The organism is Hymenobacter coalescens (genome assembly GCF_054783195.1).
In genome coordinates, this window is sequence record NZ_BAAGRA010000003.1 from 211,738 (window position 1) to 226,280 (window position 14,543).

The window sequence follows — 14,543 nt, forward strand, 5'->3', positions numbered from 1 at the left end:
CCGTTGCCCGGGCCTTGGGCTTTCGTAACATCACCTAACGGATGATGCCGTGGCGCGCCGCCCGGCTGGCGCGGCACCTTTACCGGCCCTTTGTTAGGCCTCGGCGCTACCGACCTTGTGCAGGCGGTAGTAGTACACGCCGGGTGCCGCGTCGGCGCCCCAGTCGTGGCGGTATTCCGGGCTGGCGTGCACGAGCTGGCCCCAACGGGTGTAGAGCTCCAGCGCCCAGGCGCCGCGCGTCAGCCCGACGGTGGCGAACCGGACGTGTGGGCCGCTGACCAACTAACTCGCTTGAAAAAAGCCGGGCTGGCGTCTTGGCGCGGCCGCCGACGACACCCGGACCGCCCTTGGCCGTACAAGCGACGGGTGCGGCGCCCGTTCGGGCCCCGCGCATTCCGTCTGTTCTTACGCCCATGCCCTCGTTTCTCGAAGAATTCCTGCGTAATCCGGCCGTCGTCGGTTCCCTGGTACCCAGCTCACGCGAGCTGACGGAGCAGGTCGTGGCTCCCATCGACTTCGCCCGCGCCCGCTGCATCGTGGAGTACGGGCCGGGCACCGGCGTCTTCACCGACATGCTGCTGCAGCGCCGCCGCGCCGAAACCCACATCGTGCTCATCGAAGTAAACCGGCGCTTCTGCCAGCTGCTGCAGCAGCGCTACGCCGGCCAGCCCCACGTGCACGTCATCCACGGCTCGGCCGATAAGACCGCTGCCTACCTGGCGCCGCTGGGCCTCGAGCGGGCCGATTACGTGGTGTGCGGCCTGCCGTTTTCCTCGTTGCCGCGGCGGCTGGGCTGGCGCATTCTGGAGCACACCCGCGACCTGCTGCTGCCCGAGGGCCGGCTGATTCTGTTTCAGTACTCGCTGCGCAACCGGCGCCTGTTCGAGCGGTTTTTTCGGCTGGCCCAGCACGAGCACGTGCTGCTGAACCTGCCGCCCGCGCACGTGCTCGTGTACACCCCCGCCGCACCCGCCACCGCCGACAACCCCGTAGCGGCGGCGGCCGCTCCGGCCCGCGCCTGACCGCTGCTGGCCCGGGCTGCCTGCCGCGCCGGGGCCCAGCCTAGCGACACCGAAAAACAAACGGGAAAGCGTGTCCGGGCCGCCCGTAAACGTTACCTTCGAAACCCGAGGCGTCCGGCGGCGCGATACTCGTGCTTGGTTCGCCAACTGGTCACCACGCAATTATGGATGTTCTACAGCGCAACCATGTCACCGTAACCGGGGCCGGCGAGCAGGCCGTGGTGTTCGTGCACGGCTTCGGCTGCGACCAGCACATGTGGCGCTTGGTAGCCCCGGCCTACGAGGCGCGTTACCGGGTGGTGCTGCTGGACCTGGTGGGAGCGGGCAGTTCCGACCTGACGGCCTACGACCCGGCCCGCTACCACTCGCTGCAGGCCCACGCCGACGACGTGCTCGAGGTGCTGCGTGCCCTGAACCTGCGCGAGGTCGTGCTGGTGGGCCACTCGGTGAGTGCCACGATTGTGATGCTGGCCGCCATCAGCGAGCCGGCGCGCGTGGCGCGGGTGGTGCTGGTAGCGCCCTCGCCGCGCTTCCTCAACGATGCCGCCTCGGGCTACACCGGCGGCTTCGAGCGGGCCGACATCGAGGAACTGCTGGCGGCCATGGACGACAATTACCTGGGCTGGTCCGGGGCCATCACGCCGGTTATCATGGGCCACCCCGAGCGGCCGGAGCTGGCGGCGGAGCTCAACCAGAGCTTCTGCCGCACCGACCCCACCATTGCCCGGCACTTCGCCCGCGTAACATTTCTGGGCGACCACCGCGCCGACGTGCCCCGCCTGCGCACCCCGGCGCTGATTCTGCAATGCGCCCACGATGCGCTGGCCCCCGTGGCGGTGGGCCAGTACCTGCACCGGCAGCTGCCGGGCAGCACGTTCGTCGTCATCGACACCTCCGGCCACTGCCCGCACCTGAGCGCGCCGGAGGCCACGGCCGCTGCCATCGACCACTTTCTGGGCGCTGCGCCGCTGCTGCCATGAGCCCCACCAACGACGAGCCGCTGCCTGAACTGGACCTGCGCCTGACCCAGGAAAACCTCGACGACCTTTACGAGCACGCGCCCTGCGGTTACTGCACCTGCCTGCCCGACGGCACCCTGGTGAAGCTGAACCAGACCTTGCTCGGGTGGCTGGGCTACCGCCGCGAGGAACTGGTGGCCCGCCACTGCCTGCAGCAGCTGCTCACCGTGGGCGGCCGCCTGCACTACGAAACCCACTGCGCCCCGCTGCTGCTGCTGCATGGGCAGGTGCGCGAAATGAGCTACTCGTTGCGCCGCCAGGACGGCACCACCCAGCCGGTGCTGCTGAACGCCAAGCTGCTGCGCGACACCGACGGCCAGCCGCTGGCCGTGCGCGTGACCCTGTTCGACATCACCGACCGCCGCAAGTACGAGCAGGAGCTGCTGCGCGCCAAAACCCACGCCGAGCAGCAAAGCCAGCAACTGGCCCGCGCCAACGAAGCCCTGGTGTCGAAAAACGAGCAGCTCACCCGCATCAACGCCGACCTGGACAGCTTCGTGTACACGGCTTCGCACGACCTGAAGCAGCCCGTCAACAACATGGCCGGGCTGTTCGCGGAGCTGAAGCGCACCGCCACCTTTCACGACCCCGACGCCGTGGCCATGGTGGGCATGTTCGAGGATGCGCTGGGGCAGATTCTGGAAACCATCGACGGGCTGACGGCGGTGGTGCAGCTGCAGCGCCAGCTGGAGCAGGTGCCTGTGGAGGAAGTACAGCTACGTCCCTTCGCCGAAGAAATCATCCGCAGCCTGCAGCAGCGGCTGGGCGAATTCGACGCCGTTTTTACCCTCGACTTTGCGGCCGTGCCCAGCCTGCGCATGGCCCGGCCCGGCCTGCACAGCATGCTCTACAACCTGCTCAGCAACGCCCTCAAATACGCCGCGCCCGGCCGCAGCCCGCACGTGCGGGTGTCCACGGCCGCGGCCGACGGCGAGGTGGTGCTGGCGGTGCAGGACAACGGCCGCGGCATCGACCTGGAGCGCCACGGCCGGGAGCTGTTTCAGCTGTTCCGCCGCTTCCACCCCGAAGTGGTGGGCTCGGGCATGGGGCTGTACCTGGTTAACCGGCTGGTGCACCAGGCCGGCGGCCACGTGGAGGTGGATAGCGCGGTGGGCGCGGGCACCACGTTCCGCATTTACCTGCCGCAGTAGCCGCCGGCCGCTATTCCGCGTCGGAGGCCACGCGGTACTCCGGATCTTCGAGAATGTTGACCTCGATCAGGGCCGCCGCGTTGTGCAGCAGCTGGCGGCAGTCGGGGCTGAGGTGGCGCAAGTGCAGGGTTTTGCCCAGGCGCTGGTAACGTTCGGTGAGCTTGTGTAGGGCGTCGATGCCGGACATGTCGGCCACGCGGCTCTCGTGGAAGTCGATGACGACCCGGGCCGGGTCGTGGGCCACGTCGAACTGCTCGGCGAAGCTTTGCACCGAGCCGAAGAAGAGCGGCCCGACGATTTCGTAGTGCTTGGTACCGTCGGCGGCGCGGGTGGCGCGGGCGCGGATGCGGCGGGCGTTTTCCCAGGCAAAGGCCAGCGCCGACACCACCACGCCCAGCAGCACGGCCAGCGCCAGGTTTTGCGACACGGCCGTGACCAGCGTCACCAGCACCATCACCAGCACGTCGGTGAGGGGCATGCGCCGCAGGATGCGCAGGCTGGCCCACTCGAAGGTGCCGATGACCACCATGAACATCACGCCCACCAGCGCGGCCAGCGGCAGCCGCTCGATGAGCCCCGAGCCCACCACCACGAACAGGGCCAGGGCCACGGCCGCCACCACGCCCGAGAGGCGCCCGCGCCCCCGCGACTCCAGGTTCACCATCGTCTGCCCGATCATGGCGCAGCCGCCCATGCCGCCGAACAGGCCGGAGGTCATGTTGGCCAGGCCCTGGGCCACGCAGTCCTGGTTGCTGCGCCCGCGCGTGTCGGTCATCTCGTCGACGACGGTGAGGGTGAGCAGGCTTTCGGTGAGGCCCACCAGGGCCATGACGAGGGCGTAGGGAAACACCAGCACGAGCGTGTTCCAGTGCAGCGGCACCTCGGGCAGGTGAAAGCGCGGCAGGCCGCCGGCAATGGAGGCGATGTCGCCGACGGATTTCGTTTCGAGCCCGCCCACAATCACCAGCGCCGATACCACCACGATGGCCGCCAGCGAAGCCGGCACGGCCTTGGTGAGCCGTGGCAGCAGGTACACAATGGCCATGGTAAGGGCCACCAACCCGAGCATGAGCAGCAGCGGGGCGCCCGTGAGCCAGTGCTCCGCGCCGGTGGCCGCGTCGCGCACCTTGAACTGCTCCAGCTGCGCCATGAAGATGATCAGCGCCAGCCCGTTGACGAAGCCGTACACCACCGGCTGCGGCACCAGCCGGATAAACTTGCCGAAGCGCAGCAGCCCGATAACCACCTGCATCAAACCCATCAGCAGCACGGCGGCAAACAGGTACTCGGGGCCGTGCTGCACCACCAGGCTCACGATGACCACGGCCACCGAGCCGGCCGCGCCCGAAATCATGCCGGGCCGCCCGCCCAGTACGCTGGTGATAAGGCAGATGATGAAAGCTGAGCCGATGCCCACCAGCGGGCTGATGTGGGCCAGCAGGGCAAAGGCCACCACCTCGGGCACCAGCGCCAGGGCGGTGGTCAGGCCGGCGAGAATTTCGTTTTGGGGGGTTGACTTGATACTGCGCGAGGTAGGAGCGAAGCTGCATCATGAACGGGCGGGGCGGGACAAAAGAAAAGCCGCGCGCTTCGACGGGAAGCGGCGGCACGGAGCAGGCGGGCCAGGGCGCAGGGCCGGGTGAGCCTGACGCGGGGAGTGGAGCCAAGAGGCAGTCGAAGCGCAAAAGTACGCAGCCCCGGGCCGACTTCGGGCCCGCCGGACACGATCCGGCCCCGCCAAGGCGGCCATACCGGAGCGGGAACCGGTTCAGCGGCGTGGAACAGCTGATTGAGTTTGAGCAGCGCCAGGCAGCGCCGCAGCAGCGGGTCCGCGTTGCGCAGCCTGATGTCGGCGCCGGCCTGGCACAGCACCAGCAGCTGCGACACGACGTGGCTGACGCCGAGCGTGCGCAGGCAGCGCGGGTGGCCGCAGTCCACCAGCAGCTGCGGGCGTGGTCGGCCCGGTTCCGCCAGGTTCTTAGGGGCCGACTACGCAGCGCAAAATCCGCCCACGCGCAATTTAAAAGCCGTGGTTACGGCGTCTCCCCGGCCCCGGGTTTTGCTTAAGGCCGGGTCGCCAGGTGGCGGCAATGAGGCTGAATTCAGGGGAGGAGCCAGCCGTAGCAGCAGACCTTCTACTCGACGCGCCGGCAGCCGTCTGCTGTCGGGGCGTTTGGCAGTGACCCGGGCCCGTGGTCGGCGCATCACATCATCGTGCGATTGGGGGCCGTGCGGGCCCGAAATACCTTTGCCGCATCCGGCGAATGCTCGCGGCCTGGGCCCCGAAGCGGACGCTTTCCCCTTTATGCTGGTTTGCGTGATGATGTCCGCTTTGCTGCGCAGGTACGCCCTGCTCGTTGTACTGCTGTCGGCCCTGGGTGGGCTGGGCAGCTGCAAGAAAAACCCCGTCGAGCCGCCCGCGCCGGTGGACGAAACGGCCACCGCGGCCCTGCGCGGCGTCGTGCTCGACGAAGCGCAGCAGCCGGTAGCGGGGGCTCAGGTGCAGGTGGGCACGAGCACGGCCACCACGACGGCGGCCGGCACCTTCGCCTTCGACGCGGCACCCGTGGCCGACGGCCGCTGCGTGGTGCGGGTGCGCAAGACCGGCTTTTTCGAGTCGGTGGTGGGGCTGCGCCCGCAGCAGGCCACCGCGCAGACGCAGGTGACTCTTACCGCCCTGGGCACGCCGCTGGCCTTCACGGCGGGCACGGCCACCACCCTGCAGGCGCCCGGCGGGCTGCGCGTGGAGCTGCCCGCCGGGGCCCTCACCCGCAACGGGGCCGCCTACACCGGGCCCGCGCAGGCTTACGTGCGCTACATCAGCCCGAGCGACCCGCAACTGCCGCGCCTGATGCCGGGCGGCGACCTGGCAGCCCTGAACGCGGCCGGCGCGGCCCAGGTGCTCATCACCTACGGCGCGGTGCGCGTGGAGCTGGAAGCCGGCGGGCAGCCGCTGCAGCTGGCCACCGGCCGTCCCGCCGAGCTGCGCTTCCCGGCCGCCGGGGCCACCGAGGCCAGCATACCGCTCTGGCACTTCGATACCGAGGCCGGGCTCTGGAAAGAGGAAGGCCGGGCCACCCGCACCGGCGGCGAGTACGTGGGCACGGTGAGCCACTTCTCGGCCTGGAACCTCGACATGGCCGCCGACCAGTCCTTTGTGCGGGGCCGCCTCAGCGACTGCGGCGGCGCGGGCATGGCCGGGGTGCGCCTGCGCGTGGGCCAGACGGAAACCAGCACCGATGAGCAGGGCTATTTCGGGGCCGCCGTGCCGGCCGGTACTGCCACCACCATCCAGACGGCCTGGCCCGCCGGGGCCGGCCCCGGGCTCACGGTGGCCACCGTGCCGGCGCTGGCCCGCCAAGGCGTGCACGAGCTGGGGGCCGTGGCCGTGTGCATTCCCGCCGTGCGCGGCCGCCTCGTCGATTGCAGCGGCCAGCCGGTGAGCGGGGCCGTGCGGCTGCTGGGCAGCAACGGCAGCGTGCTGGCGGCGGCGGCCGTGGGCGGCGACGGCCGCTTTGCGCTGCCCGGTCCGAGCGGCAGCAGCGTTCAGGTCGAAACGTTTTTGGGCGGGGGCACCACGGCCCGCTTCGCGGCGCAGTTGCCGGCCGCCGGCAGTGCCCCGGCCCAGCTCGGCGACCTGCGCACTTGCGGCAGCACCACGGGCGGCGCGGTGGTGATGAGCTTCACCCTCGACGGCGACGGCCGCAGCAACGAGCTGATTGAGCTGCGCGACGTACCCTCGTATTACGACCGCCCGAAGGCCTGGCGCAGCGGCAACAGCACGGCCGTGGTCATGGGGCGTTCCACGCAGACGTTTTACCACTCCGCCGCGCTGCAGATTCCGGGCACCGGCGTGGGCACCTACCAATCGGCGCCCGGCACCCTGCCCAGCGTGTTGAGCCTGGGGCTGAACGGCCCTGCCCCAGCCATCTTCTACGAAACCAACACCGGCGCCTCGCTCACCATCACCGTGACGCAGTACGACGCGGTGGGCGGGCGCATCAAAGGCACCTTCTCGGGCACGCTGCGCAAGCGCGTGGGCACGGGGCCGCTCAGCACCACTACCGTAACGGTGAGCAACGGCTCCTTCGATTTTCCGCGCGTCGCCGATCAGTAATCAGGGGGCAGTCCGGCGCGCCCTTGTCAGCTTAAGCCAACCGCTATGCCGTGAGCAGTGCTGTACGGCCGCCGGCGGCCGACCCAGCCCTTGCCCTACGTCCAGCCAAAGGCGCCGGCGCACTGCCGGCGTCTTTGGGCTTTTTACCGCCGCCTAAGCTGGACGGAGTTACGAACTGGGTAGGGCAGACGGTAGGCGTGCGTTGGGGCGCTGCCGGTTGCGTTGCTATGTTGACCTGCCATGGCATCTACTTCTCTTTCCGAGCTGCAGTATCCCATCGGGCGCGCCGAGCTGCCCGACGGGCCCCTGACGCCTGCTGAGCGCCGCGTGTTCATCGAGCAGATGGCCGCCCTGCCGGCCGAGCTCAGGCATGCCGCCCGCCAAGCCGGAGGCGTGCGCCTCGAGCAGCCCTACCGCCCGGCGGCTGGACGGGCCGGCAGGTGCTGCACCACGTGGCCGATGTGCACATGAATTTTTACCAGCGGTTTCACCCGGCCCTGACGGAAGAGCACCCCAGTATCCGCCCCTTCGACCAGGACGCCTGGGCCGCTCTGCCCGACGTCGATGCGCCGCCGTGACCGTGTCGCTGGCCCTGCTGGAAGCCCTGCACGCACGTTGGGTGGTGCTGCTCCGGCACCTGAACGAGGCGCAGTGGCAGCGCCGCTTCTACCACCCCCACTACCAGCGCAGCTACACCCTGGAACAGGCCCCGGTGCTGGCCAGCTGGCACGGGCGCCACCACCCGGCTCACCTGCAGCTGCTGAACCGGCGCAGCTGATAGCCGGGGAGGCCCGGGGGCGCCGTGTACCCCGGCTTGCGCTACGGCGTGGCGTGGAGCCGGCAATAAGGTTCGCGTCGAGGGGCGCGTAGCGAGGGGCGGAACCAGCGGCCGAACGGGGCGCCCGCACCTGCGCCGCGCACGCGCTTTCCCTTCATCCTGCCACGCGTGCCACACGCGGCGGGGGCCGGGCAACTGTGGGCCCCGTTCCGTGCGTAAGGAAAAACTAACCTTAACACCGCGTGAATCATTATGAGAGAAGAAACCAAACTTAGCCGGCGGCAGGTCATCAGCGGCTTAGGCGCCAGCCTGGCCGTGGCGGCTGTGAGCCCGGTGCTGTCCGCCAACGGGGCAGCGCGTCCGGCCGAAGCCGCCGCGGAGCCGCTGAAAGATCCGACCACCGCCTATCCGAAGCCGCCGTTCAAAAGCCAGTCGCAGCCGTGGCCGGGGCTGGCAGGCCAGATGGACCCCAAGCCCGACCACGGCGAGAAAAGCTACAAGGGCTCGGGCCGGCTGAAGGGCCGCAAGGCCCTGATTACGGGCGGCGACTCGGGCATGGGCCGCGCCGCCGCCATTGCCTACGCCCGCGAGGGCGCCGACGTGGCCATCAACTACCTGCCCGCCGAAGAGGCCGATGCCAAGGAAGTCGTGGCCCTGATCAAGGCCGCCGGGCAGAAGGCCGTGGCCATCCCCGGCGACCTGCGCGACGAGGCCTTCTGCAAAAAGATGGTGGACGAAGCCGTGCGCCAGCTCGGCGGGCTCGACATCTTGGTCAACAACGCCGCGCGGCAGCAGCAGCGCCAGTCCATCCTGGACGTGACGAGCGAGGACTTCGACGCGACGATGAAAACCAACATCTACGCCCCGTTCTGGACCATCAAGGCCGCCCTGTCGCACCTCAAGCCGGGCTCGGTCATCATCGGCACCACCTCCGAGCAGGCCACCGACCCCTCGGCCGACCTCTACGACTACGCCCAAACCAAGGCAGCTACCAGCAACTACGTCCGCTCGCTGGCCAAGCAGCTCGCCCCGAAGGGCATCCGCGTCAACGGCGTGGCGCCGGGCCCCATCTGGACGCCCTTGCAGGTGAGCGGCGGAGCCACGCAGGAGAAGCTGGTGAAGTTCGGCGGCGACACCCCGATGGGCCGCCCCGGGCAACCCGTGGAGCTGGCTTCCATCTACGTGCAGCTGGCCGATCCGCAGGCCAGCTACGCCACCGGGCAGGTGTACGGAGCCGCCGGCGGCAAAGGCATGCCGTAACGGAGCGCCGCTGCCCCACGCTCCGGCACTGCCGGAGCGCGGGGGCGTTTTTGCTAGGTGGGCGTGGGCGACGCATAAGGGCAGAAGCGCCCGGCATTGCCGTCAGGAAAACGCGCCCGTTGTCAACGTTGGGCGCGGGGGGTGTTGCCGGAGCTAGCACCTGCCCCGGTGGGTGGAGGCCTGGTCGGGAGGCGCGGGGGTGGCGGAGTAGGGCCGGCAAGGCCAGCTCGAAGACGCAGTGCCCGGCTGCGCCTGCTTTCGGAGCGGGTACCAAGCAGCGTGCGGCATTTTGTGCTAGATTCAGCCCGTATCTTCCCTTGTTCCCCAGTGAAACGTCTGCTCTTCTCTGCTGCCCTGGCCCTTGCGGTGCTGGGCACGCTGCCCAGCCACACCACCGCCCCCGCAGCCGCCGATTCGCCGCAACTGGCGAGCATGTTTGAGCAGTACTGGGACGAGCGCGCCCGGCTGTTCCCGCTGGAAGCCACCGGGCAGGGCGACAACCGCTACAACGACCAGCTGCCCAACGACGGCACCCAGGCCTACCGCGAAGCCCAGCGCAGGTTCTTTCTGCAGTACCTCGATGCGCTGAAGAAATTTGACCGCAGCAAGCTCTCGGCCAACGACCAGGTGAGCTACGACATCTTCGCCTACGAAATGCAGCAGCGCCTCGACGGCCTGAAGCAGCTCAGCTGGATGATGCCTTTTTCGCAGTTCAACGGCTTGCCCATCGCCCTGGCGCAACTAGGCGCCGGCGCCGGCAACCAGCCCTTCAAAACCGCCCAGGACTACGACCACTGGCTGGGCCGCGTGCGCGCCTACCCCGTGTGGGCCGATACGGCCATCAGCAACATGCGCCGCGGCCTGCGCGCCGGCATCGTGTTGCCCCGGCCCTTGGTGGAAAAGATGCTGCCCCAGCTCCAGGCCATGGTAACGCCCGATGCCAGCAAGAGCATCTTCTACGGCCCCATCAATAAGCTTCCGGCCGCCGTGCCCGCCGCCGAGCAGCAGCGCCTCACCGCTGCCTACCAGCAGGCCATCAGCCAGCAGGTAGTGCCCACCTACCAGAAGCTCCACGACTTTCTGAAGAACGAGTACCTGCCCAAGGCCCGCACCACCACCGGCCTTTCGGCCGTGCCGGGCGGCGCGGGCATGTACCGCTACGCCGTGAAGTACTGGACCACCACCGACCGCACCCCCGACCAGATCTACCAGACCGGCCTGGACGAGGTGAAGCGCATCCGGGGCGAGATGGAGAAAATCAAAGCTGAGGTGGGCTTCCAGGGCGACCTGCAGGCCTTCTTCACCTACCTGAACACCGACCCGAAGTTCATGCCCTTCAAGACGCCCGAGGAGGTGCTCAGCGTGTACCGCGGCATTCAGGCCAAAATCGACCCGAACCTGAAGAAGATGTTTGGCCGCGTACCCAAAACCAGCTTTGAGGTGCGCCAGACCGAGGCCTTCCGCGCGGCTTCCTCCTCGGCGCAATACGTGCGCGGCCTGCCCGACGGCTCCCGCCCCGGCATCTTCTACGTGCCCATCGTGGATGCCACCAAGTACAACGTGACCCGCGGCATGGATGCCCTGTTTCTGCACGAAGCCATACCCGGCCACCACTACCAGATTTCGTTGCAGCAGGAGAACACCGCGCTGCCCAGGTTCCGCCGCTTCAACGGCTACAGCGCTTTCAGCGAAGGGTGGGCCCTGTACGTGGAAAGCCTGGGCCGGGAGTTGGGCGTGTACACCGACCCCTACCAGCGCATGGGCGCCCTGAACACCGAAATGCACCGCGCCATCCGGCTGGTGGTGGATGTGGGCATGCACCACAAGGGCATGACGCGCGAGCAGGCCATTCAGTACATGCGCGAAAACCGCTCCATCGACGAGCAGGCCGCCACCGCCGAAATCGAACGGTACATGGCCCTGCCGGGGCAGGCGCTGTCCTACAAAACCGGCCAGATGCACATCCTGGGCATGCGCAGCAAGTACCAGCAGCAGCTCGGCCCCAAATTCAAGCTCAGCGCCTTCCACGACGAGCTGCTGGCCAACGCCGCCATGCCGCTGGCCATTGCGGAGAAGACGATGGACGGCTGGGCGGCGCGGCAGAAGTAAGGATAAAAAAAAGGCCCCGGTGTTTACCGGGGCCTTTTTTTGAGAAGCTATGCTGCCTAGGCAACTGGTAGGTGCAGCCTCCCAGCAAAGCTGGTCACGAGCTGCAAGCTCGCGCCAGTCGGGGATGAGGTACAGTTCAGATCTAGCTAATCAATACCGTATATCTGCTTTCTTCTATTGAATGCCGATTTTCCGCCTTCAAGTATGTCACAACAATGGTCTCTAGTTTGAGGATTATCAATGGAACCTCTGTCCATAACAAGAGATTTTAAGCTAGTGCTTTTCAGAGGTGCGATTAGCTCGGCATCTCCAAGGACAGCTATATTCGAATTGTGTGTGACAATTATAACTTGGCGTTTTTCTTTTATGCGCCTTAAATTTGTTACAATTGTTTTATAGATAAATTCGCTATCAAGGTTGTCTTCAGGCTGGTCAATTAGTAGAGGTACTTTGCTCTTTGACTGTAATAGAATCGCCAACAGGATTGACTGTTGCTGGCCTAGTGATAAACTAGAAATTGGCTTAGAATGTGGCTTAGGCTTGCCATTGGTGTCATGCACAATTTTTGTTATGGTTATGGAAGGCTTGTCGTCATATTTAAGTGATTCAAAATCTTCGTAACAATAAGATTGGTTTAATTTTAGAAATATTTTATCAATATCTTGGTCAGTAAATGTCCTTGCCCCATCTTCATTTTTTATATTTTGAAAAGGTTCCTTTGTTTTTTTTCTGACTGATCTGATAAACTCGTCAACAGGAAAATTATTGCTAATTATCTTTGCTTTGGATACTTGAACTGTTCGCCATTCCATCGTTGATTTTATCTTGTCTTCAAATTCTGGAGAATACAAGCCTTTTTCATACTTTACCGACACATGAAGGCCATCAACACTGTTCTTTAAATTATCGTTTATTAAACTTGCGAATGCTGATCTTGTATAATAAATCTTGTTCCTTACATCACGTAGTTTGGTTGCTAACTCTGTCCTGCGATTAAGCAAATTTCCTAGCTCTTTCTTTTGTTGCAAAAGTTTATTTAGCCTGCTACTGTAATGGTTGGCATCCTTAGCCATTTGGTTAATTTTGCCTAAGTCAAAAGGTATGCCTTTTTGATCAAGTTCATGTTTTTTAGTATCAATTCTTGTTTGTATTTCTGCTTCTTTACTGGCCCAATTGGTAAGTTGTGTTCTTAAATCATTTATCTTTTCAGTTAAAATATAATTTAATTCATTTGATTTAAGTTCTACCGCATCCGCAAATTCCTTTACAGTGTTTTTAACATGAAGAAAATGATCTTTTCCTACAATAATATTTTTGTATTCAAGAGCATCAAATCGTAAAAATACATCTTTGTCTGAAAGGATTTTCTTGTATTTGTCAATGAGTTGCTTGAGTTCATTGACTATGGTGTTTCTAATTTCTCTTTCTGTGATTAAGGCAGTTTGGAGTTCAACTAATTCGCCTATTTTGTCGGTTTTGAGTTGTTCTAGTTTCTTTTCAAGATTAATCTTCTCCCGTTCTGTTTCTTCAATTCCACTAACTTCTATTCTTAATTTGTTAATTATTAGTTTGTTCTCGATAAGTAATGCTCTAGTTTCGTCCTCTTCTGTCTTTAATACTTCAACATCTATAAACGAATCCAAAAAATCAATCAAAACGCTTGGGTCTTGGTCGCTATTCTGTATAGTGTCTGCAGTTTGACCTTGTCCATAACTTTCAATGGGAATTTTTGTAATCCCATTTACAGGGTCAGTATAATTGATTGTTTTGCCGTTTTTTTCGCGCACAAAATTAAGAACTCGGCCAGTTTCGTCTTCATAATATAAGCTTATTGTTTCTGGCCAAACATCACTATCAACAACTCTTGAAGTAGATGCGTTGCCAGATGATTCCCTTAGTGATTCAAGGAAAGTAGATTTTCCGGCTCCTCGTCCTCCTATAATACAAGTAAGGTTAGAACTGAATTGTACAACTTGGTTGTCTAATAGCCCTCCCTGTATTTTAATTCCAATAAATTTCGGGGTTCGCTCAGGAATTAGTTCTTCTAGACGCACTCTAGAGTTGTGGCTAATTAGAGCCACTTTAAAGGCTTGGAAATTTAAATGATCGATTTTGAAACGTGTTAATTTTTTTTCGCCATTTGCATTTGTGCCAAGCTTTGAGAGGACGTGAGAATCAGACGACATCAATTTTGCTAATTCAAAGTCTGCGGCGAGGCCCAACTTTGCACGGCGAAGGTTGATCATTCGTTTTCTGTCAGCACTTTCATCCTCATCTGTATAGAATTTATAGCTCGACTTACTACTGATTTCTAAACCCCATAGATTATTGTGGGTAAATACTTCTTCAAATGCAGGGCCGAATCGCCCAATGCTCTTTTCGAAGCCTGAGGTAAGCTCTATGTGTGCTAGTATACCAATTCCTTCAAATTGATAAGCAATATCTAGGCAATTTACAATGCCTTCTGAACATGTTTCTCTGTTCTTAGAAATTGTCAACTTTCCATAGAATTTTTTTAGATTATCAAAATCATTGAAATAAACTAATAAATGTCCTTGTGTAGTGCTAACTTCTATGCCAGGTATAACTAATATTGGCTTGCCTTCGGCATACTTGATGGCTCGTTTAACATTCCCTATTTCATTATGGTCTGTTATTGCAATGAGCTTTAATCCATTAGCAATAGCTGTATCAACAATGTTTTCAGGAGTCATATCTGGGTCTGTGACATCAAACGACCCTTCATCTCCAAAAGAATGTATATGTAAGTCTGCTCTTACAAATATGGCGCCTGGGCTTTGTGATTTTATTTCTTCCACTGGAAGTTTGTTAAGTAAGTGTAAGTTCTTGGCAATTTAGTCACGTCTATTTGATGTACAATGAGTACATGAGTGGTATTGGAAAATAGTACGTTACTCTATTGGCATAGGGTTTTCCATCATTTGGTGCTTTCAACATCCCTCAATCTGTTGTCTGCATAAGTGGGGCTAGAGTGATTGACAACAAGTGACATGTGGACGTGAACTTCAATGACGTACGCGAGCAACCACCCCTAGCCCCTCCTCAGCTGATGAGGGGAACTAGTTT

General features: G+C 62.0%; 12 protein-coding genes. 9 read left to right on the forward strand and 3 right to left on the reverse strand.

Features of this window, described 5'->3' with window-relative positions:
* Positions 1-93 precede the first annotated feature (93 nt).
* Positions 94-282 (reverse strand): hypothetical protein, encoded by a 189-nt coding sequence (locus ACYVKQ_RS02975; protein ID WP_460575461.1) that lies wholly within the window; start codon positions 280-282, stop codon positions 94-96.
* Between the two features lie 131 nt (positions 283-413).
* Here ACYVKQ_RS02975 and ACYVKQ_RS02980 point away from each other — a divergent pair, with 131 nt between their 5' ends.
* The 3 genes from ACYVKQ_RS02980 (at position 414) to ACYVKQ_RS02990 (ending at position 3,192) form a co-directional block, all read left to right on the forward strand.
* Positions 414-1,022, forward strand: a complete 609-nt coding sequence (locus tag ACYVKQ_RS02980) for a class I SAM-dependent methyltransferase (protein WP_460575463.1) — start codon at positions 414-416, stop codon at positions 1,020-1,022.
* A 164-nt stretch (positions 1,023-1,186) separates the two neighbouring features.
* Positions 1,187-2,002, forward strand: a complete 816-nt coding sequence (locus ACYVKQ_RS02985) for an alpha/beta fold hydrolase (RefSeq protein WP_460575465.1) — start codon at positions 1,187-1,189, stop codon at positions 2,000-2,002.
* Positions 1,999-3,192 carry a PAS domain-containing sensor histidine kinase gene (locus ACYVKQ_RS02990; protein ID WP_460575467.1) on the forward strand — a complete coding sequence of 398 codons (1,194 nt, stop codon included), beginning with the start codon at positions 1,999-2,001 and terminating at the stop codon, positions 3,190-3,192. Before ACYVKQ_RS02985 ends, ACYVKQ_RS02990 begins: the two co-directional genes overlap by 4 nt.
* A gap of 10 nt (positions 3,193-3,202) precedes the next feature.
* Here ACYVKQ_RS02990 and ACYVKQ_RS02995 read toward each other — a convergent pair whose 3' ends face one another.
* Complete coding sequence (locus ACYVKQ_RS02995) at positions 3,203-4,657, reverse strand: SulP family inorganic anion transporter (RefSeq protein ID WP_460575469.1); 1,455 nt, start codon at positions 4,655-4,657, stop codon at positions 3,203-3,205.
* A gap of 311 nt (positions 4,658-4,968) precedes the next feature.
* Between ACYVKQ_RS02995 and ACYVKQ_RS03000 the strand changes: the two genes are divergently transcribed.
* The 6 genes from ACYVKQ_RS03000 (at position 4,969) to ACYVKQ_RS03025 (ending at position 11,456) form a co-directional block, all read left to right on the forward strand.
* A complete protein-coding gene (locus ACYVKQ_RS03000; protein WP_460575472.1) occupies positions 4,969-5,259 on the forward strand; it encodes a hypothetical protein in 291 nt (96 codons plus the stop codon).
* A 253-nt stretch (positions 5,260-5,512) separates the two neighbouring features.
* Positions 5,513-7,309 carry a carboxypeptidase regulatory-like domain-containing protein gene (locus ACYVKQ_RS03005; RefSeq protein ID WP_460575474.1) on the forward strand — a complete coding sequence of 599 codons (1,797 nt, stop codon included), beginning with the start codon at positions 5,513-5,515 and terminating at the stop codon, positions 7,307-7,309.
* A 240-nt stretch (positions 7,310-7,549) separates the two neighbouring features.
* Positions 7,550-7,780, forward strand: a complete 231-nt coding sequence (locus ACYVKQ_RS03010; RefSeq protein WP_460575516.1) for a DinB family protein — start codon at positions 7,550-7,552, stop codon at positions 7,778-7,780.
* A 70-nt stretch (positions 7,781-7,850) separates the two neighbouring features.
* Positions 7,851-8,087: a DinB family protein gene (locus tag ACYVKQ_RS03015; RefSeq protein WP_460575514.1), complete on the forward strand. Its 237-nt coding sequence runs from the start codon at positions 7,851-7,853 to the stop codon at positions 8,085-8,087.
* Between the two features lie 252 nt (positions 8,088-8,339).
* Positions 8,340-9,347 carry an SDR family oxidoreductase gene (locus ACYVKQ_RS03020; RefSeq protein ID WP_460575476.1) on the forward strand — a complete coding sequence of 336 codons (1,008 nt, stop codon included), beginning with the start codon at positions 8,340-8,342 and terminating at the stop codon, positions 9,345-9,347.
* 327 nt (positions 9,348-9,674) lie between these two features.
* Complete coding sequence (locus tag ACYVKQ_RS03025) at positions 9,675-11,456, forward strand: DUF885 domain-containing protein (RefSeq protein WP_460575479.1); 1,782 nt, start codon at positions 9,675-9,677, stop codon at positions 11,454-11,456.
* Positions 11,457-11,602: 146 nt separating this feature from the next.
* Here ACYVKQ_RS03025 and ACYVKQ_RS03030 read toward each other — a convergent pair whose 3' ends face one another.
* Positions 11,603-14,275 (reverse strand): TrlF family AAA-like ATPase, encoded by a 2,673-nt coding sequence (locus ACYVKQ_RS03030; protein ID WP_460575481.1) that lies wholly within the window; start codon positions 14,273-14,275, stop codon positions 11,603-11,605.
* Positions 14,276-14,543: the final 268 nt, after the last annotated feature.